Source organism: Enterococcus sp. XAF26B05_ASV22 (genome assembly GCF_056727285.1).
Genome location: NZ_CM161538.1, coordinates 847,628 through 868,814, shown reverse-complemented (window position 1 = coordinate 868,814; position 21,187 = coordinate 847,628). Strand labels below are relative to the sequence as shown.

Annotated in this window: 22 protein-coding genes; 3 read left to right on the top strand and 19 right to left on the bottom strand. The window is 35.4% G+C overall.

Translation table 11 applies throughout. From position 1 onward, the window contains the following. Positions 1-50: 50 nt before the first annotated feature. The 8 genes from AC1PU0_RS04325 to AC1PU0_RS04290 all read right to left on the bottom strand — a co-directional run bounded on the left by AC1PU0_RS04325 (position 51) and on the right by AC1PU0_RS04290 (position 5,933). Complete coding sequence (locus AC1PU0_RS04325; RefSeq protein WP_206850707.1) at positions 51-440, bottom strand: hypothetical protein; 390 nt, start codon at positions 438-440, stop codon at positions 51-53. Positions 441-459: 19 nt separating this feature from the next. Then, complete coding sequence (locus AC1PU0_RS04320; RefSeq protein ID WP_479998754.1) at positions 460-1,407, bottom strand: hypothetical protein; 948 nt, start codon at positions 1,405-1,407, stop codon at positions 460-462. Between the two features lie 275 nt (positions 1,408-1,682). Further along, a complete protein-coding gene (locus AC1PU0_RS04315) occupies positions 1,683-2,093 on the bottom strand; it encodes a hypothetical protein (protein ID WP_206850810.1) in 411 nt (136 codons plus the stop codon). A 28-nt stretch (positions 2,094-2,121) separates the two neighbouring features. Then, positions 2,122-2,997, bottom strand: coding sequence for a hypothetical protein (locus AC1PU0_RS04310; RefSeq protein ID WP_479998753.1), 876 nt, complete (start codon positions 2,995-2,997; stop codon positions 2,122-2,124). 313 nt (positions 2,998-3,310) lie between these two features. Further along, entirely contained in the window at positions 3,311-3,700 is a 390-nt protein-coding gene (locus AC1PU0_RS04305; RefSeq protein WP_069654315.1) for a hypothetical protein, read from the bottom strand. 20 nt (positions 3,701-3,720) lie between these two features. Beyond that, positions 3,721-5,286: an EndoU domain-containing protein gene (locus tag AC1PU0_RS04300; RefSeq protein ID WP_479998752.1), complete on the bottom strand. Its 1,566-nt coding sequence runs from the start codon at positions 5,284-5,286 to the stop codon at positions 3,721-3,723. After that, a complete protein-coding gene (locus AC1PU0_RS04295) occupies positions 5,287-5,634 on the bottom strand; it encodes a hypothetical protein (protein WP_479998494.1) in 348 nt (115 codons plus the stop codon). Further along, on the bottom strand, positions 5,634-5,933 hold the full coding sequence (locus AC1PU0_RS04290; RefSeq protein WP_479998495.1) for a TIGR04197 family type VII secretion effector: 300 nt from the start codon (positions 5,931-5,933) through the stop codon (positions 5,634-5,636). The genes AC1PU0_RS04295 and AC1PU0_RS04290 overlap by 1 nt, the downstream gene beginning before the upstream one ends. Positions 5,934-7,062: 1,129 nt before the next feature. On the opposite strand from AC1PU0_RS04290, the gene AC1PU0_RS04285 reads away from it, so the two are divergent. Then, a complete protein-coding gene (locus AC1PU0_RS04285; protein WP_111248185.1) occupies positions 7,063-7,356 on the top strand; it encodes a hypothetical protein in 294 nt (97 codons plus the stop codon). A 155-nt stretch (positions 7,357-7,511) separates the two neighbouring features. Here the strand turns inward: AC1PU0_RS04285 and AC1PU0_RS04280 are convergent, their stop codons facing one another. Further along, a complete protein-coding gene (locus AC1PU0_RS04280; RefSeq protein WP_206849320.1) occupies positions 7,512-8,750 on the bottom strand; it encodes a chloride channel protein in 1,239 nt (412 codons plus the stop codon). Between the two features lie 217 nt (positions 8,751-8,967). On the opposite strand from AC1PU0_RS04280, the gene AC1PU0_RS04275 reads away from it, so the two are divergent. Next, positions 8,968-9,726, top strand: coding sequence for an exodeoxyribonuclease III (locus tag AC1PU0_RS04275; RefSeq protein WP_069653398.1), 759 nt, complete (start codon positions 8,968-8,970; stop codon positions 9,724-9,726). A gap of 326 nt (positions 9,727-10,052) precedes the next feature. Further along, positions 10,053-10,586, top strand: a complete 534-nt coding sequence (locus AC1PU0_RS04270) for a 3'-5' exonuclease (RefSeq protein WP_111248188.1) — start codon at positions 10,053-10,055, stop codon at positions 10,584-10,586. 47 nt (positions 10,587-10,633) lie between these two features. Here the strand turns inward: AC1PU0_RS04270 and AC1PU0_RS04265 are convergent, their stop codons facing one another. From AC1PU0_RS04265 to AC1PU0_RS04220, 10 genes are all read right to left on the bottom strand, one after another. Then, entirely contained in the window at positions 10,634-12,322 is a 1,689-nt protein-coding gene (locus AC1PU0_RS04265; protein WP_206849322.1) for an FAD-dependent oxidoreductase, read from the bottom strand. A 95-nt stretch (positions 12,323-12,417) separates the two neighbouring features. Continuing rightward, positions 12,418-12,981: an alkyl hydroperoxide reductase subunit C gene (gene ahpC, locus AC1PU0_RS04260; RefSeq protein WP_010760552.1), complete on the bottom strand. Its 564-nt coding sequence runs from the start codon at positions 12,979-12,981 to the stop codon at positions 12,418-12,420. 273 nt (positions 12,982-13,254) lie between these two features. Beyond that, a complete protein-coding gene (locus AC1PU0_RS04255) occupies positions 13,255-14,100 on the bottom strand; it encodes an alpha/beta hydrolase (protein WP_206849323.1) in 846 nt (281 codons plus the stop codon). An 83-nt stretch (positions 14,101-14,183) separates the two neighbouring features. Next, entirely contained in the window at positions 14,184-14,810 is a 627-nt protein-coding gene (locus tag AC1PU0_RS04250; protein ID WP_206849324.1) for an endonuclease III domain-containing protein, read from the bottom strand. Positions 14,811-14,886: 76 nt separating this feature from the next. After that, on the bottom strand, positions 14,887-15,567 hold the full coding sequence (locus tag AC1PU0_RS04245) for an O-methyltransferase (RefSeq protein WP_069653392.1): 681 nt from the start codon (positions 15,565-15,567) through the stop codon (positions 14,887-14,889). A gap of 210 nt (positions 15,568-15,777) precedes the next feature. Continuing rightward, a complete protein-coding gene (locus AC1PU0_RS04240; RefSeq protein ID WP_206849325.1) occupies positions 15,778-16,656 on the bottom strand; it encodes a phytoene/squalene synthase family protein in 879 nt (292 codons plus the stop codon). Next, complete coding sequence (locus AC1PU0_RS04235; RefSeq protein ID WP_069653390.1) at positions 16,637-18,133, bottom strand: phytoene desaturase family protein; 1,497 nt, start codon at positions 18,131-18,133, stop codon at positions 16,637-16,639. Before AC1PU0_RS04235 ends, AC1PU0_RS04240 begins: the two co-directional genes overlap by 20 nt. A gap of 215 nt (positions 18,134-18,348) precedes the next feature. Continuing rightward, on the bottom strand, positions 18,349-19,353 hold the full coding sequence (lplA, locus tag AC1PU0_RS04230; protein WP_206849326.1) for a lipoate--protein ligase: 1,005 nt from the start codon (positions 19,351-19,353) through the stop codon (positions 18,349-18,351). A 13-nt stretch (positions 19,354-19,366) separates the two neighbouring features. Then, positions 19,367-20,107, bottom strand: coding sequence for an MBL fold metallo-hydrolase (locus AC1PU0_RS04225; RefSeq protein WP_206849327.1), 741 nt, complete (start codon positions 20,105-20,107; stop codon positions 19,367-19,369). A 271-nt stretch (positions 20,108-20,378) separates the two neighbouring features. Then, a complete protein-coding gene (locus AC1PU0_RS04220; RefSeq protein ID WP_206849329.1) occupies positions 20,379-21,176 on the bottom strand; it encodes a DUF975 family protein in 798 nt (265 codons plus the stop codon). Positions 21,177-21,187: the final 11 nt, after the last annotated feature.

The following is a 21,187-nucleotide window of genomic DNA, read 5'->3' as shown; positions in this document are numbered from 1 at the left end:
GACTCCAATCAGATAGTAAAGTGCCTTTTTTATTTATTAAAAATTAATTTCTATTCGAAGTCTGGATGTACAATATTATTCACTTGAATAATATCTTTTCTAGTATACTTGTAATGTAACATTTTTTCTGAGCTGACGAACTCGCTTTCAGAAATTTTGCCAATGTAGTACACATCCCCTTTTTCGTTTATAATTTCTGATAAATCTCTATTCCCAATTTTTACATTTTTAATATATTTAAAGTTCTCGCCAGCATCATCAAATTCACCAAAAAGATAAATTTTGCAAATGTATACTTCATTGATTTCCATAAAATCGAAATTTTTAAAACTTGTTACAGCTGAATCATCGAAACATGAATCAATCGTTCCTGTATTCAAATTTTTCAATTCTAAATTTCTTGTTGCAACTGATTCGCTTATAGAAAGTAGTTTGTACATGAACATTCTCCTTTTGTAATTATTTACTTGGATAAAACGAAACTACAAATCCATTTTTTCCATATGCCAAAGTGTATTTTTGTCCATCAATAATATAAACTGAATACGGTCCTTTAGGTCCTGTTCCTTGTTTTATAGGATTTATTTTTAAAGTATCGTGTAAAAAATTAGGAATATCTTGAATGCCTTTAGCATTAAAATCTTCTACATGCCCATTAATAATATGCTTTAATCCTGCTTTATCATTTCCTTTTTCAAGCCAAAGTAGTTTTCCAGAAGAATCTTTTCCAACCATAACCACATCATCTGGATTGTACTTTACACCACTTTTTAAAAGATCATCTAATAAATTAGGTTTTAACAGCTTATCAGACCCACTAGGTTTCTTATACCCAGTTTTCCCTTTATTCTTCCCTCGATCCAGTGTATAATTCTTACCGCCTTTATTTCCCTTTAAAGTAGGCGTCTTAGGTACGTTTGTCCCTTTGCCAGTAAACCCTTTTCCTCCATAATAAGCACCAATTGCTACGGCTGCGATCGCACTTGCGATGGTCGACCAACGTTGTGCTTTTTCTAAATCCGTTAATGGTTTCCCTGTTTTTTGATTGATCCCTGTTTTCAATTCTTCTGTAATTGTTTGAAAATACTCGTCAACCAAACCCTTTTCTGGCTTCGTCAATATATCTAGGTATTCTTTATATTTTTCATTGAATTGAACGTCTGCTTGTGTGACTTTACTTGGATCAGTCACCCACATCCATACATAAGCGCCTGTGGCAAGTTGGACACGACAATGGTAACGACCTTTCATCCCTTCCGCAAATTCTTTTGCTCGTTTGTTTTCGATTGCTTCAGCCCGATTTTTCCACCGTTCATTGATCGAAGTGGCCCAGGTCATATCTAATTTCCCAAGGTCAAATGTCCCCGAAGCCCCATTCCAAGCTTTACATCCACTGACTTGTGCCATCCCTCGAGATAGCTCTTGTTGGCAAGCTTCGTATTCTGAAAAGAAACTGGCCGAGCTAAAGTTAGATGAATTTTTGATAGACGAAAAAAACAGTATCAGTATTTTTATCCACTAATACCGTTTTAATAAGTTCATCTACTTTTTTTATTTCTATTAGTGAGTTCGCTCTTACTAGTCAAGAATTAACTATATACATATAAATCAAATAGTTAAGCTTATTTTTTATTTAATTTAAATTAATTCGTTTATTCAAAATCCAGATACTAAAATAATTTTTATTGATCAATATACATTGGAGTGATATGCCCATCCACTTCTAATAAGTCTTTCCGAAAGAAATCAAATAAAATATATTTATCTTCATCATTGAAGAATATTCCATCTGCTACAATATAATATTCTTCCTTATCTAAATACACTTTTAAAAATTTGTATTTACCAATTTTTATTAATCTATCCTTTGCAAAAAATAATTTATATGCTTCCTCATTCTTTTCAGTTGTCTGATCACCGATTAATAAAATTCTACACTCGTACTTTGATCCAATTCGCATGAATAAGAAATTTTGATCATCACTGTAACCTATTGAATTATCAAAACACTCTTCGTCTTTTTCAGTAACAATATTTCTTAAATAAATATCTCTATCCATTATTCGTTCATCTATAGCCGTTACTTCAAACATAATCTATTCACTTCTCTTTCTAATTAAATTAAATTGGATATACAGAAACGATAAATCCATTCTTACCATAAGCAATTAAATATTTTTTACCATTTACTATGTAAGTAGCATTCATCCCCTTTGAAGATTCTACAATACTAATTGGCTTATTCTTTAACATATCATAGATAAATTCCGGAATATTCTTAATACCTCTTTTAAAAAAGTCGGTTGCATGGCGAATTTCAATATGATTTAAACCAGCTTTATTATTTCCGTATTCTAACCACAATAAATCTTTTTCAGTATTCTTTGTCACCATAACCACATCATCTGGATTGTACTTTACACCACTTTTTAAAAGATCATCTAATAAATTAGGTTTTAACAGCTTATCAGACCCACTAGGTTTCTTATACCCAGTTTTCCCTTTATTTTTCCCTCGATCCAGTGTATAGTTCTTACCGCCTTTATTTCCCTTTAAAGTAGGCGTTTTGGGTGCGTTTGCCCCTTTGCCAGTAAACCCTTTTCCTCCATAATAAGCACCAATTGCTACGGCTGCGATCGCACTTGCGATGGTCGACCATCGTTGTGCTTTTTCTAAATCCGTTAATGGTTTCCCTGTTTTTTGGTTGATCCCTGTCTTCAATTCTTCTGTAATTGTTTGAAAATACTCGTCAACCAAACCCTTTTCTGGCTTCGTCAAAATATCTAGGTATTCTTTATATTTTTCATTGAATTGAACGTCTGCTTGTGTGACTTTACTTGGATCAGTCACCCACATCCATACATAAGCGCCTGTGGCAAGTTGGACACGACAATGGTAACGACCTTTCATCCCTTCCGCAAATTCTTTTACTCTTTTGTTTTCGATTGCTTCAGCGCGATTTTTCCACCGTTCATCGATCGAAGTGGCCCAGGTCATATCTAATTTCCCAAGATCAAATGTACACAGTATAAATATCTTTATGACTAATTTCCTTAACTTTTTGTTTACTTTATATTTGAATCTTTTTTACTCTTCAATTTTTTGACATACGAAAAAAACGGATCAGTGTTTTTTCACCCACTCATAAAAAAAGTCAAAAAGATTAGAAAAGTTTTTTGAATTTTTGTACAATAAATACAGCTAGCTTTTGTTAGCTATTGGCAACTTGATTAGTGAGTTTAGGCCTTGCTATTCAAGGCTCTATTACTTACCAATCTCGTGATAGAATGCCTTTTTTATCTTATAAAAATCATATTCTTAAACTTTCTTTAACTTTTTTTAATAGTCCTATTAAGTCAGTTTCTTCTGGATTTTTTTCAATTTCTTTTTTTACATTTTCATCTAAATAATTATAAAAAGTTTTAAAGTCTAAATACGCTATTTGATCTACTTCGACAGCTGGAGAACCTAATTCAACTAAAATATGATTATCATCTAATGTTTTAGGTAATTGCATCATATCGTAGTCATCTAAATCATTTTTAAAAGAAACAAAAACTATTTCTATTCCATATCCTTTTTTTTCTTTAAAAGCAGATAAAGCTCTTTCTAAATCTTTTCCACTTACTATTGAAAAATAGGTTAACATTAATTGATCTATACTTTTCTTATCATTTAAAATTTGAAATTCATTTTCCATAGTATCACAATCCAATCATTCTAATTTAATACAGGGAAAAAATTAGTTACTTCTCCTGCATCATTTAAATAGCCTATAAATTTTACACCGTTTGGAGAAGTTCCAATAATTGTTCGACCGTCTGGTTGGATTTTCCCATTATTCATGGCAGTCTGCCCCCATTCATACATTTGATTATCACTAATTTTTGTTGGGTCATAAACTGTTTTTGGTTTTTCAATATACTTATAAGATATTGGTTCCGCAACATTACCAGCCATATCTTTTCTAGGTATTTTGTATTCAACTTCATAAATACCATCAATAGTTGGGTGTGGTTTTTTTGAAACAATCAAGTCTTCTGGATTAAATCCTTGATTTTTAAGTGCATTGTTGAAATCATCCATATTATGACCACCAACAACCCCTTTTTTAGTATTGACCACCTCTACATTTTTCAAATGATTCTTTGAATTACTTCCAAATTTAAAGTCATTAGCCCCACTGGCTTTCTTATACCCAGTTTTCCCTTTATTCTTCCCTCGATCCAGTGTATAATTCTTACCGCCTTTATTTCCCTTTAAAGTAGGCGTCTTAGGTACGTTTGTCCCTTTGCCAGTAAACCCTTTTCCTCCATAATAAGCACCAATTGCTACGGCTGCGATCGCACTTGCGATGGTCGACCAACGTTGTGCTTTTTCTAAATCCGTTAATGGTTTCCCTGTTTTTTGATTGATCCCTGTTTTCAATTCTTCTGTAATTGTTTGAAAATACTCGTCAACTAAACCCTTTTCTGGCTTCGTCAATATATCTAGGTATTCTTTATATTTTTCATTGAATTGAACGTCTGCTTGTGTGACTTTACTTGGATCAGTCACCCACATCCATACATAAGCGCCTGTGGCAAGTTGGACACGACAATGGTAACGACCTTTCATCCCTTCCGCAAATTCTTTTGCTCGTTTGTTTTCGATTGCTTCAGCCCGATTTTTCCACCGTTCATTGATCGAAGTGGCCCAGGTCATATCTAATTTCCCAAGGTCAAATGTCCCCGAAGCCCCATTCCAAGCTTTACATCCACTGACTTGCGCTATCCCTCGAGACAGCTCTTGTTGGCAAGCTTCGTATTCTGAAAAGAAACTGGCCGAGCGGGCGTTAAAAGCATGAAACTTCTCTAATTGTTCTCTTTTTTTGGCAATACTCTCACAAGCGTTGATATAGCGACGTTCTAAACTTGGCTGGACCTCTTTTGACACGGTCATCTGATGCTCTAACTGTTGTTTCAACTGTTCGAATCGGTTGATTTGACTCATGATTTGGTCTTCGTCTGTATCAATACTTGAAACGGAACTTTGATACTCGTTGATCAGTCGTTTGTGGGCACTTGCCATTGCTTCTCCTGTCATAGTAACAGAACGACAGATTGGTGTATAGACCACATTGAAATAACGCTTCGCCGAGTCATAGGCTTTTCCTGATAACGGTGCGAATAAAAATTGCGCGATACTTTTTTGAAGCGAAGCGATTGCTTGATTTGCTTCTTGGTTCATTCGTGAAGCGTCACTTGCTTGCGCCTGCATTTCACCAACATAAAATTTCAACCCCATTTACTGCTTCTCCTTTTCTTCCTCCAATAGCGCATTCCGTTGTTTCCGATAGGTTTCTTCTTCCGCTTCCAACAACTGCTTTTTCGTTTTGTTTAATTCTCTTTCTTTATCTGCTAGACGCTGTTGCGCTTTAGTTGATTGATCTCGACTATCCAGACCTCTATCTTGAAAATAGTGTCGTTCTTCCGGCGAAGAAGTTGCAACCACTTGAGAATATAAGCGCTGTTCTTCTTGATGGATAGAGTGAAGGTCCTCCAGTTGTTTACCTATTGTCCGGATTTCTCTTGTGACTAACTCTTGTTCTGCTTGAATCGTTTTAAGTGTTGCTTGGTCACTCACCTCTGTCATTAGAACCACCTACTCATTGGCGATGTGTTCGCTTGAAATTGATGTGATGCTTTTAAGTCGATTTCGGAAAAATCCTTTGCAACAGAGTGTATATTTTTCCCAGTAGCTACAATACTAGCTGAGAGTTTGTTGATATCGTTTCCAAAAATTGTCGCTGTTTCTTTCGCCTTCGCATTGCCCCTCACGTTCGTTCTCGTCGCGATATTGGTTGGTCCTTTTATGTTGTTTAAAGCATTGGCTGATTGGCTAAAAGAAGCGGATATATTTCCTGCTATAGATAGACTGCTTTTTATCCCCATATTTTCACTCCTTGTTAAATTTATAAAAGATAAGTATAACAAACCAAACACATAGACACAATTGTATTTTTAGATACTTTCTATATGAATTTCACGATAAAACGTAAATATATAAACTGATAGCTTACCATTCTCTAGCACTTACATAATAAAAATATTTTTTTGTTATTTATCTTATATATAAGGAAACGATTTTTCGTGTTATTTAATGGTGTTTAAGAGGAAAATTAGGTTGCGTGTTCGCCTTCTTTTCGTATATACTTAGGAGGTAGAATAGAACAAAGAAAACAGCCCATTTGTAAACGAGCTGTTAAAATCAGAATATAAAATAAATTGGCACTTCAATATTTGGCGACAACCAAATAATTGAAGCCTTGTAACGACAGCGAACACTGCCCAAACAAGTTGCCAATAGTGCTAGCAACATGTACTAGCTTCTTTACTTATACCTAAAGTTTCCCTATTTTGCCATAGGTTTGTTAACTTTTGGGCTATTTCAGAAGAAGTGGTAGATGATTTTTAGAGACTATTGTTGACGATATTGGGAAATTTCCTGATATCGTTTTTTCTATTCTACAAATTCAAGTAAAGGAGGTTCACTTCAAATTAAAACAAAAAAGGCACTTCATCACTTGGCGACAACCAACTGATGAAGCCTTGCATAGACAGCGAACACTATCTATACAAGTTGCCAATTGCTAGCACAAAGTCCTAGCATTCTTTATTGTACCTAATTTTACTGGAATTTTCTAGTCTGTCTGGAAACTTTTTGTTAAAATCATGTACTTAATAAAGTCTGCATACTTTTTCTAGATAATTGATGGCGGTATTGATAGTTTTAAGATGATAAAAAGTCATTAAGTTTTGAACAACTGGACTAAAAAGGAATCCATGCACTTTTCGGATTGAGGTATTTTTAGAACGTTGTTGAAAAAATAGCTTTTTCTCACTGACTGCTCCAATAGCGTTTTTGTTTTATCCCAAAAAAGGCGATAGAAATTCTACCAGACTGACAATGATCATCCACAAGTCATTTCTACCGCTAATTTAATAAGTTGCCTAAGTCAATGCGTACATTAAGAAGCGCTGAAGTACGAAATTCAGTGCTTCAAAAAAGGAGAGAACCATTATGAAAAACGAGCTACATACCCTAAAAGCAATCCCCTATCAAGATATTACTGATTTACAAGATTTACTAGATCATTTTGACTCATGGCAAGAACCTCTTGCCGTATTGGATCATTTCTTCCAATTCCGAACGGGTCCAATCAACAAGAAAAAAGTCATCAAAGAATATTATGCTTGTGGTCATTTGTTCCACGCTTTTTTCACAGAATTTATCCGTTTGGTGGAAGCTGAACAACTCAAAATTAAGAAATTAGATCGTGAAAGAAAAGTAACTACTCATTTTGTTAAGAAGTAAAAATGAGGAGGTGTCCTTTTAGTGGCATCTCCCTTAATAATAAGTCATGTTTGCTTGGATACAGAGTACACAAGTAAATATGCTTTTTGCGCGATATTTATAAAATCGATAACGCCTATTTTCATAATAACTCCTCTAGTCCGATACATGATATTTTATTCTAATTTTTGATTCACTGTTTTCTTTTGGATGAATCGATTTGACCCTTTTTTGGCGAAAAATAAAATAGTTGCTACCGCTAAAATGATTGGGCTTAGATTTAGTGGGAAAAACAACATCATAAACACACCTACTGGAAACGGCGAATTTATGATTGCAATTGCAATACTGGTACTCACGATTGCAACAATCAACAAACGATCTGTTTGAGGAAATAATTGCGATACAGCAAAGCCTTGAATGATTGCCGCAAATACGATAGGAAAAATATCGCCACCGATCCAGCCTGTATTAAGGCATAGTTGCAAGAATACTAATTTGATCAACGCAATCATCGTTAACACTAAAAATGAAGCTTGACTTCCAACAAATGGTGCCAATGAAAGCGATAGTTGCCCTGAAAAAAGTAAATTAGGTAGAAAAACACCTATTAGAAAAATTGCGATAGATCCAATCAATGCTTTACGAATCGGAAACTCATGCCAAAAATCTAACCGTTTCTTTAGAAAGGTTTTAAACAGAAGATAACATTTTCCAACTATTACCCCAAAAAGCATCAACGGCAAGCCTATCCACAGCTCTTTCCCTATCCAATTTGATTCGCCCATTTTAGAAATAAAAGAAGGTTGTCCTGTCAGTTTCATTAAAAGGAAAAAAGTGATCAAGCCATTAATAATAAATAGTAGATAAAAAAACTTTTTCTTCGACTTCTGGCCTGCATCAGCAGCTCTTTTTTCATCATACGTCAACAAATAGTTTTTAGGATGAAACAGACGTGCAATCTGCTCTTTTAGAGACAACTCTTCCAATTCGTTAAAGTGAAAGTAATAATAGCGCAGTTTATCCGCCTGCCATACAGATAAATAAATAACCGCACTTAGTAACCCCGCTTCTGGTCCTACGCCTGCACCAAAAATCAATACGACAAGAGCTATCAACAAACTACGGAAAACACTACTATGATCGAGTGTTTTTGTTTGTTTTAATTCTGTTACAGAATCATGAACTGTATGAGGCAAATTCCCCCATCTTGCTCGTAAAAACCCTAGTAAAACGCCACCTGTTAACGTAAGCCCTAAAATATAGAACACACGTAAAGGAGTATCCGGCGAAACTAAATTCCAAAGTAATTCAGAACCTATTCCTTCCACTCTTAAAAAGATAAACGATATAACCCCAATCATACTGCTTAGTACCACGCCATAAACCAGCAACCCAATTTCTTTTGTATTCAATTTGATAGTTCCTTTCAGTTCAAAATCTTTATAGTTTCCATGACTTCCCTTTCACTTTATCATAAATCTAAATACCTGAATACAAAAATGATACTTGTTGATTTCAATCAGAAAGTCGACACAGAATACCAAAATCTGGATTATGTATGTTAAACTAATCTAAAGTCTTACTTACAAAAATCAATAAATCGCGTCAATTTTGAAGGAGGTCCTCAAGATGAAATGTATTTCGTGGAATGTTAACGGCTTACGTGCTGTTGTTAAAAAGAACTTTATGGAAGTTTTCAACGAATTAGATGCAGATTTTTTCTGTCTGCAAGAAACTAAATTACAAGAAGGTCAAATTGACTTAGAGTTGCCAGGTTACCATCAATACTGGAATTATGCTGAGAAAAAAGGGTATTCAGGGACTGCCATTTTTGCCAAAGAAGAAGCACTCAGCGTACGATACGGCATGGGAATTGAAGAACATGATCAAGAAGGTCGTTTGATCACATTGGAATATCCAAACTTCTTTATGATTACTTGTTATACACCTAATTCGCAAAATGAGCTGAAACGATTAGATTATCGTATGACATGGGAAGATGCTTTTCGTGCTTATTTAAATGAATTAAGCAAAGAAAAACCAGTGATTTTATGTGGTGATTTGAATGTTGCTCATCAAAATATCGATTTGAAAAATTGGAAAACCAATCAAAAAAATGCTGGCTTTACACCGGAAGAACGTGGAAAATTTACAGAATTATTGGATAGTGGTTTTATTGATACTTATCGCTATTTCTATCCTGACCAAGAAGGCGTTTATTCTTGGTGGAGTTATCGTTTTAATGCTCGGAAAAATAATGCTGGGTGGAGAATCGATTACTTTGTTGTTTCTGATGGATTGAAAGAGGCTTTAACAAGTGCGAAAATTCATACGGAAATTACTGGCAGTGATCATTGTCCAGTAGAGGTTGATTTAACGATTGCTTAGTGAGTGGGACATAACTCTTCGAGTCATATCCCGCTCACGTGGAATCCGGATAAACGGTGGGAGCAGAAGCAATCCCTTCGGAAATAAGCTGAAATTGCTGTAAAACACAACAAAGAACGAGTTGATGTTGCACAGTACCTACTTGGTCACAAAAATTTGAAGAACAATTTTCGTGAATTCCCTCTTATTTCTCGGGGTTTAACACTTCTGTCCCATCCTCTTTTTATTTAATTTCTGTTAATATTACTGAATTGGACTTACCATGTATCTATTATTTTGTTATACTGCATGTATGAATTAATTTTGAACCGAAAGGGATAATGACTATGAATTTTTATTCCATAGACTTTGAAACAGCCAGTTACGCTAAACATAGCGCTTGTTCTGTTGCTTTAGTAAAAGTAGAGAATAGCCGCATCGTTGATGAATATTACTCACTAATTAAACCAGAAACCGACTTTTTCTGGAAAAATATCCAAATTCATGGAATCAAACCAGAAGATGTGGCGGATGCCCCTAAATTTCCTGATGTTTGGAAGCAGATCCAAGCCTGTTTTAAACCCAATAGTTTAGTGGTTGCTCATAATGCCCCTTTTGACTGTGGTGTTTTAGCTGGTTCCTTGGATTATTATGGGATCGAACAACCGAATTATCTTTCATTGTGTACAGTTAAAACGAGTCGCAAGTTATTTCCAGAGTTGCCGAATCATAAATTAAACACGATTTGTGATAATCTAGATATCCAGTTGAACAATCATCATGATGCACTAGAAGACAGCCGAGCTTGCGCTGAAATTTTACTGTATCAGGAAAAACATTTTGGTGTTGAACCGTTGAAAAAACTTGTTACAATCAAATAAAAAAAGCCGAATCAAGAACAGTTCGTTCTTTTGATTCGGCTTTTTCGTTATTTTTCTAAAATCTCAATGATCTCATCCATATTTTTAGAACCAAAAACAATGTCTTTATCATCAATGATCATCGCAGGAACACTCATGATTTTCTTCTCTGTTTTCAATTCTGGGAAAACACCAATATCGATCATTTCTGCTTCAACATTATGATTAATAGAAGCAATTCGTTGACACGCTGCCACGACATCTGGACAATAATGACAGGTTAATGAAACAAAAATCTGAACTTTCTTTTTCGGTAATTCTTTGATTTTATTCACTACTGGCTCTTCAATTGGCTGTCCAGCACTTCCTACATTATAGACAGCTAAAACGATTGAATTGACTTCATGCCCACTTGGAATACCGCTAAATTTGATTCCTGTGTACTCGCCTTGATCATTTAAGACAACAACACTTGGTAATTTATCAATGCCATATTTCGCTTCTACATCAGAGTCCGCACCTTTTTGAACAGTTTCCAACAAAATTTTGTCACTTAATGAGGCAAATTCCGTTAGGAAAGAATTCAATTCTAGCGATTTTTCTTCGCTGCTATCCATCACTTGTAATAAGGTTACATTTTTCGTTAATTTACCAAAAATACCACCCAATTGTTCTCTCATTGCATCTGGGAACCATGTGTTATTTCCGCTAGTTGCTTTAGCAGGTTTCTTTTCTGCTTTTGGTTGTGTTTCTTTCGTTTCGGCATGTTGCTTCGCTAAACGTTTTTCCATCCGTTCATTGACGATTGATAGGCCTGCTTTTGTTTTTTCTTCAGTGATGTATTTTTGCGCATTCGTTGCAGCGATTGCACCATCAGCAACTGCTGTAACGATTTGACGTAATTCTTTGATACGTAGGTCTCCGGCAGCATAAACACCAGGAACATTGGTTTCCATGTTTTCATTGGTTGGGACATAACCACGATCTAATTCGACTTTTCCTTCAAAAATTTCTGTGCTTGGTTTATTTCCAGCAAACACAAACATCCCAAATGTGCTGTCAGTTGGTGCTTCGTAAGTCGTTTCTTCGCCTGTTTCATTATTGACAAAGACCGCTTTACGAACAAAGTCATCACCTGTAATTTCTTTGACTTCTGTATTGTAGACGATCTTGATATCTGGATGTTGTTTGGCTGCTTCTGCTGTTAGTTTGGCACAAGTAAAATCTGGTTCACGAATGATCATTGTGACTGATTTACCGTAACGAGTTAAATAAACCGCTTCTTCTGCCGCCGCATAGCCACCACCAAGTACAAAAATATCTAAGCCTTGGAAGAATTCACCGTCACAAGTTGAACAGTATGCAATGCCACGTCCTGTAAATTCAACTTCCCCTGGAAAGCCGATTTTACGTGCTGATGCACCTGTTGCGATGATCACCGCATACGCTTGATAGGTTTTAGTCGCGGATTTGACTGTTTTGACCGTTTGGCTTAAATCGACATCAATGATTTCATCAGTTGTAAATTCAACCCCAAAATCTAGCGCTTGTAAACGCATATCTTCCATTAATTCAGGACCTGTAGTTGCTCGAATCGCTGGGTAATTCACGATTTCAGAAGTTGTGGTTACTTGTCCGCCAATCTTATCTTTTTCGATGATCAATGTATCTAACATCGCACGACCTGCATAAATTCCTGCTGATAATGCCGCTGATCCGCCACCAATTACGATCAAATCATATATTTCTTGGCTCATGTATGTTCTCCTTTTTGTCTATCTCATTATTTTGCTCTGTAAATTTTAAGAAAGACTTCCCAGAAAGGAAGTCTTAAGGTTGTCTATTCAAACGTTTAGATTTTACCAACTAAGTCTAAACTTGGTGCAATTGTTTCTTCGCCTGGTTTCCAGTTTGCTGGACAAACTTTATCGCCATGTTTTGCTACGAATTGAGATGCTTCTAATTTACGAACTAGCTCATCTGCATTACGGCCGATTCCCATATCATTGATTTCGTATGATTTGATTTCGCCTTCTGGGCTAACGATAAATGTTCCACGGTATGCTTGACCTAAATCTTCATTTAAAACGCCGAAGAAACGAGCAATTTTTCCATTTGGATCAGCTAACATTGGGTATTTAATTTTACCGATTGTATCTGTCGCATCTGCCCAAGCTTTATGAACAAAATGGCTATCTTCTGATACTGAGTATACTTCACAGTTCAACTCTTTTAGGTGATCATAATGATCTTGCATGTCGCCAAGTTCTGTTGGACAAACAAATGAAAAGTCAGCTGGATAGAAGAAGAAAATACTCCATTTACCTAATACATCTGCTGTTGATACTTTGATAAAATCTCCATCTTGATAGGCGTCACATTCGAAATCTAATAGTTTTGTGTTAATTAAGTTCATCTACATATTCCTCCTAATTTTTAAAAGCTAGCCTGTGTAGCTAGACATTTTTCTACACTCTTAGCGTATCAATTTAAAATTATTATGTCAATAGAATTATTATAGTTTAGTTATTTTATTTTTGCTATTTTCGGCTTTTCTTTGAGAAAATAGCTCTTTCATTCTCATTAAGCAAAAAAACAATCGTTTTTTACTTGTCTGATTATACTTACATCATAAAATGAAAACAGAACAAAGACAAGATTCTTTATCCTATTTCATTTTCATTCTATTCTACCAAAAAAAATCTTTCAATAATTGAACGACTTTCTGATTTTCAACTAACTCGCTGTGACTTGTATTTTCTCCTTCGATCAACACTTCCTGATACTCCGCTACTTGATCCTGATAAATGTACCTTCCAGAAAAGACGCTTTGCACAGGAACGGTATTATCAGATGCCGTATCATCAACCTCTCCAGCAATATTCAACATCTCAATTGTATCAGGGATATTTTCTAGATTCGTTAAATAGCCTTTAAGCAGGTCGCTAGTTTCTTTTAGTTGGGTAAATGAAGTCACCGCTTCATTATATTTTTTTGACGTATCATTATAAGGCGTTCCTAGTGTGATTAGTTTGGCTAATTCAGGGTCACCAGTTTGTTGAAATTCTTCCAGATAAGAGGTAATGACTAATCCGCCATTGGAGTGCCCTAAGTAATTGTATGTTTCAAATGAGTATTTTTCTTGGATATAATGTAATGCTAATTGATACCATTTTCCTTGAACGGGTAGTGTCTCATCACTACTGTCTTCAAACGCGATCACGATGATAGGATGTTCTGCTGCAGTTGTTAATTTTCCTTTAGAGGAAACCGTTCCGTCTGTTGCTACGGTCACTTTTAACACGTCAGCTTTTGAATCTAAGGCTTTGATCAAGCCATTGAATCGATTCACTGTCCCATTTGTGCCTGGAACAAAAATCGTTGGCGTTTGAATTGCCACGGGGGCACTTGTTGATGTAAATTTTTCGGCGAATGCCGTTAAGCTTTTTTGAAATAGAAGAAAGAGCATTAGAATAACACCTACAATCAAAAGTATTTTAGGAATCTTTCTTTTTATGTTTTTAGTAGTATTCATGACGTTTCCCTCCTCTTATAGAGAAAGTGTACGCCTTGAAACTTAAACGAACATTAAACACAATCGAAAGAAGGAAACTAAGCTTAGGAGATTAAAAATGATTCATCCATATTCTTGTCTTTGCCAAAATGCTTACCATGAACATCAATTGCTGCATGCCATTCTTTACATAAATCATGAGGAATTCCATCCGTCAAATGATTGAAGTCTTTCCGCATTTCTTCGTACGTCTTATAGGGACCAAAACCCAAACGATTAAACAAACGAATGGCATATTGATCCGCGATAAAAACATTTCGTTTAAAAATATAAAGGAGCATCGCATCTGCTGTTTCTGAGCCAACACCTTTGATCGTTAACAGCTCTTTTCTTAACGCTTCAGTAGAGTAAGCATGAAATTTATCAAAATCACTATCATGGGAAATAAACCAACTGATCAATGCTTTGATATAGTTACTTTTTTGAGTGAAAAATCCTGCTGGACGGATCAGTTCTTGAAGTGTTTCTAATTCCATTTCATGAAGATTTTCTACTGTTAGATAAGGTTCCAAATTAGCCAATGCTTTATGCGCATTTTTTTCAGTCGTCTGCTGGATCAAGATCATCGAAACCCAATCAGAAATCCGATTTTCATCTTCCCACCAATATTGAAAACCGTAATGTGCGACCAAATTATTTAACACTTGAAGCTTTTCTTTATCTGATTTCAACTTTATCTACTCCTTTATCGTCACATAAAAAAACTCAGATCAAAATAATTAAATCCTGACCCAAGTTGTCTATTCGTTATTCAGTTAGTTCTCTTTCTTTTGTGATCATGATCACGCCATCACCTAACGGCAATAATGTTGAGGTCAAATCTGGATGGGTCATAACTGTCTCTAAAAATTGATTCAATTTTCTATGAATCGTTCTTTGGCTACGAGGAATTTCTTCGATTGGGTCTAAAATCGTGCCTGCTTGGAAAACATCATCCACCATCAACACACCGCCAACGCGTAATAAGCGTAAGCATTCTGGTAAAAATTCGATATATTTAGATTTTGCACTGTCCATAAAAATAAAGTCATAAGGACCACTTAGTGTCGGCAAAATTTCCGCTGCTTGTCCTTCTAACAACGTCACTTTATCGGTCAATCCTAGGCGTTCATACGTTACTTTCGCTTTTCTGATCATTACATCAAATCGATCGATCGTCGTAACATGTCCGTCTTCCCCAACACATTGCGCCATAAGGCTAGAAGAAAAGCCGATTGCTGTCCCTATTTCTAAAATGTTCTTAGGTTTGATTTGACCTAAGAAAAATTGTAAGAACACTACTGTTTCATGGGGAATGATCGGTACTCCCGCTTCGTGAGCTTCTTCTTCGATTACGCCAAGTTCACCTTGGATTTTTTTTTGTTTATTTCGCATAAATTCAACAAGTTCTGGTTTCACAACTGGTCGATGCATCATTTCGTTGCGCACGTTATTCATCCTTCCAAAAGTCAATCATTTCTAGTTTTCACTACTAGTAATATAGCAGAAATCATTTTCGGTTAATAGCCTTTTTTAGCTGTTTTGAGAAAATAGTTTCGTTCATGTCTTTTAACAACGATGCATTCTTTTTAATCTACTACGATTTTACTAGACTTAAACTAAAAGCAATCATAAAACATTTAAAGGGTATCCATTATCCTATAATGTTTTCAAATAGTTTTTTGCTTTTTGGTACAATTCAAGTTGCTGACTTTTCTTCACGAAGTTTCTCTTATTAAAACATTGATAGTTGCTTTGCCTAACTGAATTTAAAATACCTTTGTAAAAATAGATAGATAGTAACAGCGCTTCTTGACAATCTTTGTGGATAGAAGCTAGCATTGTTTGGGCTTTTGAGTATAGTTGCTCAGCTCTTGTTGCCTCGTATTCCCATAATTCTATAAAAGAATCATTGATGATGCCTTTTTCCAACGAATCAAGTGAAACATCAAATCTTTCCATGATTTCCTTTGGAAGATAGATTCGCTGATTATTGTAGTCTTCTCCGATATCTCTTAAAATATTCGTGATTTGCATGGCTTCACCTAATTGGACTGCTTGGCTTCTTATTTCATCAGGACGATCAGAAAGAATTGGCAACAACATCAATCCGACTGATCCTGCGACATAGTAAGAATATTCTTCTAATTCAGTCTGTGTTTCAGGTTGTTGAAACGCCCAATCCATCTCTTGCCCCAATAACATATCATAAAAAGACTGTTGATTCATTTCATAGGTTTCGAATACTGGCACTAAGGCTCTCCAAAAATAACGATCTGGAATTTTCCCTGCTAAAAAGTCATCTAATTCACGTTTTAATTTGTTTAAACGATCCACATCACGGTATACATCAATGCTATCATCTGCTTCACGACAAAAAGAATAAATAGCAAAAATACTTAGTGCTTTTTGCTTTGGAAGTTTAGAAAAGGCTTTATAAAAACTTTTTGAATGATTGCGAATCGTTTCCTCACACAAAGCGAAATCTGATTCATACATTGAAAATAGTTTTGTTACGTCATCTTTTCTTTTTATCATCTTTCAACAACTCCTCCGCAGCTAACTTAGCGCTTGTTAAAACAATCGGAACTCCCGCCCCTGGATGTGTACTACTACCGCAAAAATAAAGGTTATCTGCATAATCGAATTTATTGTGAGGACGATAATAGTTACTTTGTTTTAAGGTCGGTTTCAGTCCGAATGTTGCACCATTATAAGCATTAAAATTTTGCTTGAACTCTTTAGGTGTATAGAGAGATTCATAAACGATATGTTCTTCTATATCAGAGAAAATAGTTTCTTTTTTGACTAAATCGAGAACGTTTTGTCGAAATGCCTGCGTTGTTGATTCGTTCCAATCCACTCCTTGTGAGAGTTCAGGAACAGGCACCAAAATATAAACTCCTTCATGTCCTTCTGGCGCTAAACTTTCATCGATTGAAGACGGAACATAAATATAAAATGAAGGGTCATCTGGTAATTTTCCATCTTCAAAAATATCATTAATATTTTTTTCAAAATCTTCAGCAAATCGAATCGTATGAAGTGAATCCACTGGATATTTTTTATCCAGACCAAGATAAAGAATGAAACATGAACAGGAATAATCCAACTTATCAATTTTTTTATCGGTATATTTTCCTCTAGTCTTTTCATCTGGTAACAATGACTTCATTGCATAAGGAAAATCAGCATTACACACGACGTAATCACTCGGGATAATGCCCTCTTCTGTCCTGATTCCTGTTGCTTGTTTATTTTCTATGATGATTTCTTTCACAGGTGTATTAAGGTGAATCGTACCACCAAGCTCTTCAAAAGCTTTGGCCATTCCTGTAGCCAAGGTATACATCCCACCTTCAATAAACCAGATGCCATAAATTAGTTCAATCATAGGAATAATTGTATAAAGAGAAGGACCATTATAAGGAGAAACCCCTATATAAAGAGTTTGGAAGGCTAATGCTTTCCGTAATCTTTCGTCTTTTACAAATTTTGAAATAGAACTATAGGCATCATTAAATGTGTGTAATCTAAACCCATCAATCAATGATCTCGGATTATAAAAATCCCAAAAAGAACGAAATGATTTCATAATGAAAGCCTTTTTCGCTATTTGATACCGTTTATAAATACTTGCTAAATATTCTAGATATCCTTGCATATCCTCTTCTGAAATACCTTCTAAAAGTGACGTTAAAGACACTAGATCCGAAGACATGTTCAACGTTTCTTCATTTGGAAAGTTCAAGGATAACATGGGATCAACTTTTTTCATCGGTATATATTGATCTGGGTCTTTCCCACATTGTTCAAAAACTTCACGATAAATTTCAGGCATCATTACGATGGTCGGACCTACGTCAAAGGTAAATCCTTGTTCTTTTATTTGGTACATTTTACCACCGACTTGTTCATTTTTCTCGTACAAATGAACATTATACCCTTCGTGTTGCAGACGAATAGCTGCTGCTAATCCTGCAGCTCCTGCACCAATTACTATAACTTTTTTCACTATTAGACACCACCAACTCGTTTTTTTAAGTATATCCTTATCAATTGATAATGTAAATTATTTAGATTTTTTAGGAAAAAATAGAAATAAACAAAATAAAACAAAACGTCTTCTCCTAGCTACTTAAAATCCGAGTAAATGAGATAAAAACAAAAGTGTACATTACTTGTTTTTATCTAAAAACAAGCAACACACACTTTTCATTATTCTTTCGTTTAATACAATAAACCGACTAAATCTTCTTTTTCAATGTTCCCAAAATAGTTTTTGATATCAATCTGATCAACTGCTGCTTCGATTGCTGATTTTTCATATTTTGTACCAGTTAAAATATCTTCTACATCTTTGATTTCACCGAGTCCAAAGAAATCGCCAAAGATTTTGATTTCTTTGATTTCTCCCTCTTCTACGTTCATTTGTGCATCAATAGAACCAATTGGAAAACGTTGATGACGCTCTAGATTGAAGGCTGGTGATTTGCCATAATTCCAATCCCAATTCCGATAATACTCGTCTGAAATTTTGTTGATTTTTTCCCAGTCTTCATCCGTTAATTCATACGTTTTTACTTGATCTACAGAGTCAACTCCGAAAATTTTCAATAAAATATCTTCACGAAATTCTTCTGTCGTCATATCTTGTTTGTCTGCTGGTAAGAATGGCTTGATATTAGTTACTCGTGAACGCACTGATTTAATGCCTTTTGACTCGATTTTATCTTTGCGAACTTTTAATGTATTCACAACTTCATCAATATTGCTGTCAAACATCAATGTCCCATGAGCAAACATTCTTCCTGCTGTAGCGTACATCGCATTTCCGGAAAACTTCATACCATCAATCACTAAATCATTCCGGCCTTTTAATTCTGCACCAGAAACCCCTAATTCATGTAAAGCTTGAATGATTGGTAGTGTTACTTTAGCAAAATCACGAAAAGAGTTCCCATCATCTGGCATGATAAAACTGAAATTCAAATTTCCATGATCATGATACACTGCACCACCGCCACTTAGACGACGAACGACATGAATTCCATGTTCATCTACATATTCTTTATTGATTTCTTCGATCGTATTTTGGTTACGTCCAATAATAATTGATGGATCATTGATATAAAATAATAGAATCGGTTCATCTAAAGGTTTTTCTTTTAATAAATAGGTCTCAATCGCTAAGTTGACTCTTGGATCGTTATTTTCGTTTGGTACAAAAATCACAGTTCACCACTCCTTAAATTTTGATAACTAAATTTTTTTCTGCTAAACGAACAGTTACTTGACTGCCCGCAGCTTTTTCAGCTTGCTGTCTTAGCTCTTCTAGCGAGCCATGTTGCGGTAAATGGGTCAAAATCAGCTGTTTAACCTGAGCTGCTTTTGCGATTTCACCTGATTCTTTAGAAGTAAAATGAGCATGATGATGTTCGTTGCCTTCAAATAGATACGTATCTGCTAAAATAACATCTGCATCTTTCGCAAAATCCACAAAACTTTCCAAGTAACCCGAATCACCAGTGAAAACAAACACTTTGCCTGTTTTTTCTTCGACAAAACGCATCGCGTAACAAGGGACAGGGTGGATTGTTTTCATAAATGTCACAAGAAATGGGCCTACTTTTAATTCTTCTGCTTCAAAATATGGGACCGCTTTTGATACACCTGACATATTTAACGCGTCAAAGTGAACAGGATCATCTGTATGTCCATAAATCGGCAAAACAGGTATCGGCTCCATCACTGGGTACAATTGGCGATAATACTGCAACACACCAAGATCAGCAATATGATCATAATGATAATGTGATAATATGACTGCATCTAACATTAATGGATCAAGATGTTCTTCTAAATTGACTAAAGTGGTGCTACCAGCATCTAGCAATAGCTTAAACCCATCTGATTCTAACAAATAGGAACTGGTTCCCTCTCCTTTGTAAGGATAAGCGCCTAAACAGCCTAATACGGTTATTTTCAACTTCATCGACCTCCCTGATTCGTCTTCACTTAATCGTAACATAAAAAAGGAAAATGAAGACAATTATTTATACTTGAATACCCACTTTTGCTACTTTTTCTCTAAAGTTCCCCTAATAAATCATTCAATGTTTTACAAAAAAACGGGTGTGGGACAAAAGTAAAATCACTTTTGTTTCACACCCCAGATGCGAATAAACGATGGGAGCAGAAGCAATCCCTTCTTATTTCTCAGGATTAAACGCTTCTGTCCCAGCCTCGCTTTGTTTCTGTTATTCAACTATTGCTGGTGCACCTTTTTCTTCACGAGCTGTGTCATAGAAACTTGCAATTGCAACATCGTGATACGGAATCACCCATAATAAACCGATTACGAAGACTAACGCTCCGAGGATAAACCAGCCAATAAAAGATAATTGTAGAAGTAAATATTGTCCAAAGCGGCCTTGCATCAAGAACAATGCATATTTAAGAGCATCTACTACTGATAATTCTGGATCATCAAGTTTTACCCAAACAGCAAATTGAAAGACGCCACTGACAAAAACACCGACTAAAATCATTAAAAATCCAAAAATAAGTAATAATAGAACAAAAAAGAGATCGCCACTCATTTCAGATTGAAGTCGTTCAACTGAAATACTATTGAACATCAATCCAAAGTACATGGTTACGCCAGAAGACAAGAGAACTGGCAGCAACACAATCAGATTCAATACTAATTCAATGAGGTACTGGATAAAATTGATCAACAACATAGGAAAATAAAACTTACCTTGAAAAATTGTCGTTAGCATTCCTGATTCAACTCTTTTACCACGTAATACCCGCAAAGCGCAATAATACGTACCATAAGAAATAGCAAAAAAGAGAAAGTTATTCAGTAAAAATGAGATAAAATTACTTCCTGCACTATCTTCTGGTAAATTAGCAATACCGCCTATTACCGATCCAATAATAAGACGAATAAATCCAGCTAGAAACGTGATCCAAGCCATCGTTCCCCAATGGTCTTTTAATGCTGTTCGAGCTTGTTCTCGGTGCATGCCATTTGTTATTTGATTTTTCATTTAAAGTATCT

Excerpts from the sequence above, each read along its gene's own strand:
- AC1PU0_RS04325 (WP_206850707.1), bottom strand. The coding sequence starts at position 440 with ATGTACAAACTACTTTCTATAAGCGAATCAGTTGCAACAAGAAATTTA.
- AC1PU0_RS04320 (WP_479998754.1), bottom strand. The coding sequence starts at position 1,407 with ATGGCACAAGTCAGTGGATGTAAAGCTTGGAATGGGGCTTCGGGGACA.
- AC1PU0_RS04315 (WP_206850810.1), bottom strand. The coding sequence starts at position 2,093 with ATGTTTGAAGTAACGGCTATAGATGAACGAATAATGGATAGAGATATT.
- AC1PU0_RS04310 (WP_479998753.1), bottom strand. The coding sequence starts at position 2,997 with ATGACCTGGGCCACTTCGATCGATGAACGGTGGAAAAATCGCGCTGAA.
- AC1PU0_RS04305 (WP_069654315.1), bottom strand. The coding sequence starts at position 3,700 with ATGGAAAATGAATTTCAAATTTTAAATGATAAGAAAAGTATAGATCAA.
- AC1PU0_RS04300 (WP_479998752.1), bottom strand. The coding sequence starts at position 5,286 with ATGGGGTTGAAATTTTATGTTGGTGAAATGCAGGCGCAAGCAAGTGAC.
- AC1PU0_RS04295 (WP_479998494.1), bottom strand. The coding sequence starts at position 5,634 with ATGACAGAGGTGAGTGACCAAGCAACACTTAAAACGATTCAAGCAGAA.
- AC1PU0_RS04290 (WP_479998495.1), bottom strand. The coding sequence starts at position 5,933 with ATGGGGATAAAAAGCAGTCTATCTATAGCAGGAAATATATCCGCTTCT.
- AC1PU0_RS04285 (WP_111248185.1), top strand. The coding sequence starts at position 7,063 with ATGAAAAACGAGCTACATACCCTAAAAGCAATCCCCTATCAAGATATT.
- AC1PU0_RS04275 (WP_069653398.1), top strand. The coding sequence starts at position 8,968 with ATGAAATGTATTTCGTGGAATGTTAACGGCTTACGTGCTGTTGTTAAA.
- AC1PU0_RS04270 (WP_111248188.1), top strand. The coding sequence starts at position 10,053 with ATGAATTTTTATTCCATAGACTTTGAAACAGCCAGTTACGCTAAACAT.
- AC1PU0_RS04265 (WP_206849322.1), bottom strand. The coding sequence starts at position 12,322 with ATGAGCCAAGAAATATATGATTTGATCGTAATTGGTGGCGGATCAGCG.
- ahpC (WP_010760552.1), bottom strand. The coding sequence starts at position 12,981 with ATGAACTTAATTAACACAAAACTATTAGATTTCGAATGTGACGCCTAT.
- AC1PU0_RS04255 (WP_206849323.1), bottom strand. The coding sequence starts at position 14,100 with ATGAATACTACTAAAAACATAAAAAGAAAGATTCCTAAAATACTTTTG.
- AC1PU0_RS04240 (WP_206849325.1), bottom strand. The coding sequence starts at position 16,656 with ATGATAAAAAGAAAAGATGACGTAACAAAACTATTTTCAATGTATGAA.
- AC1PU0_RS04220 (WP_206849329.1), bottom strand. The coding sequence starts at position 21,176 with ATGAAAAATCAAATAACAAATGGCATGCACCGAGAACAAGCTCGAACA.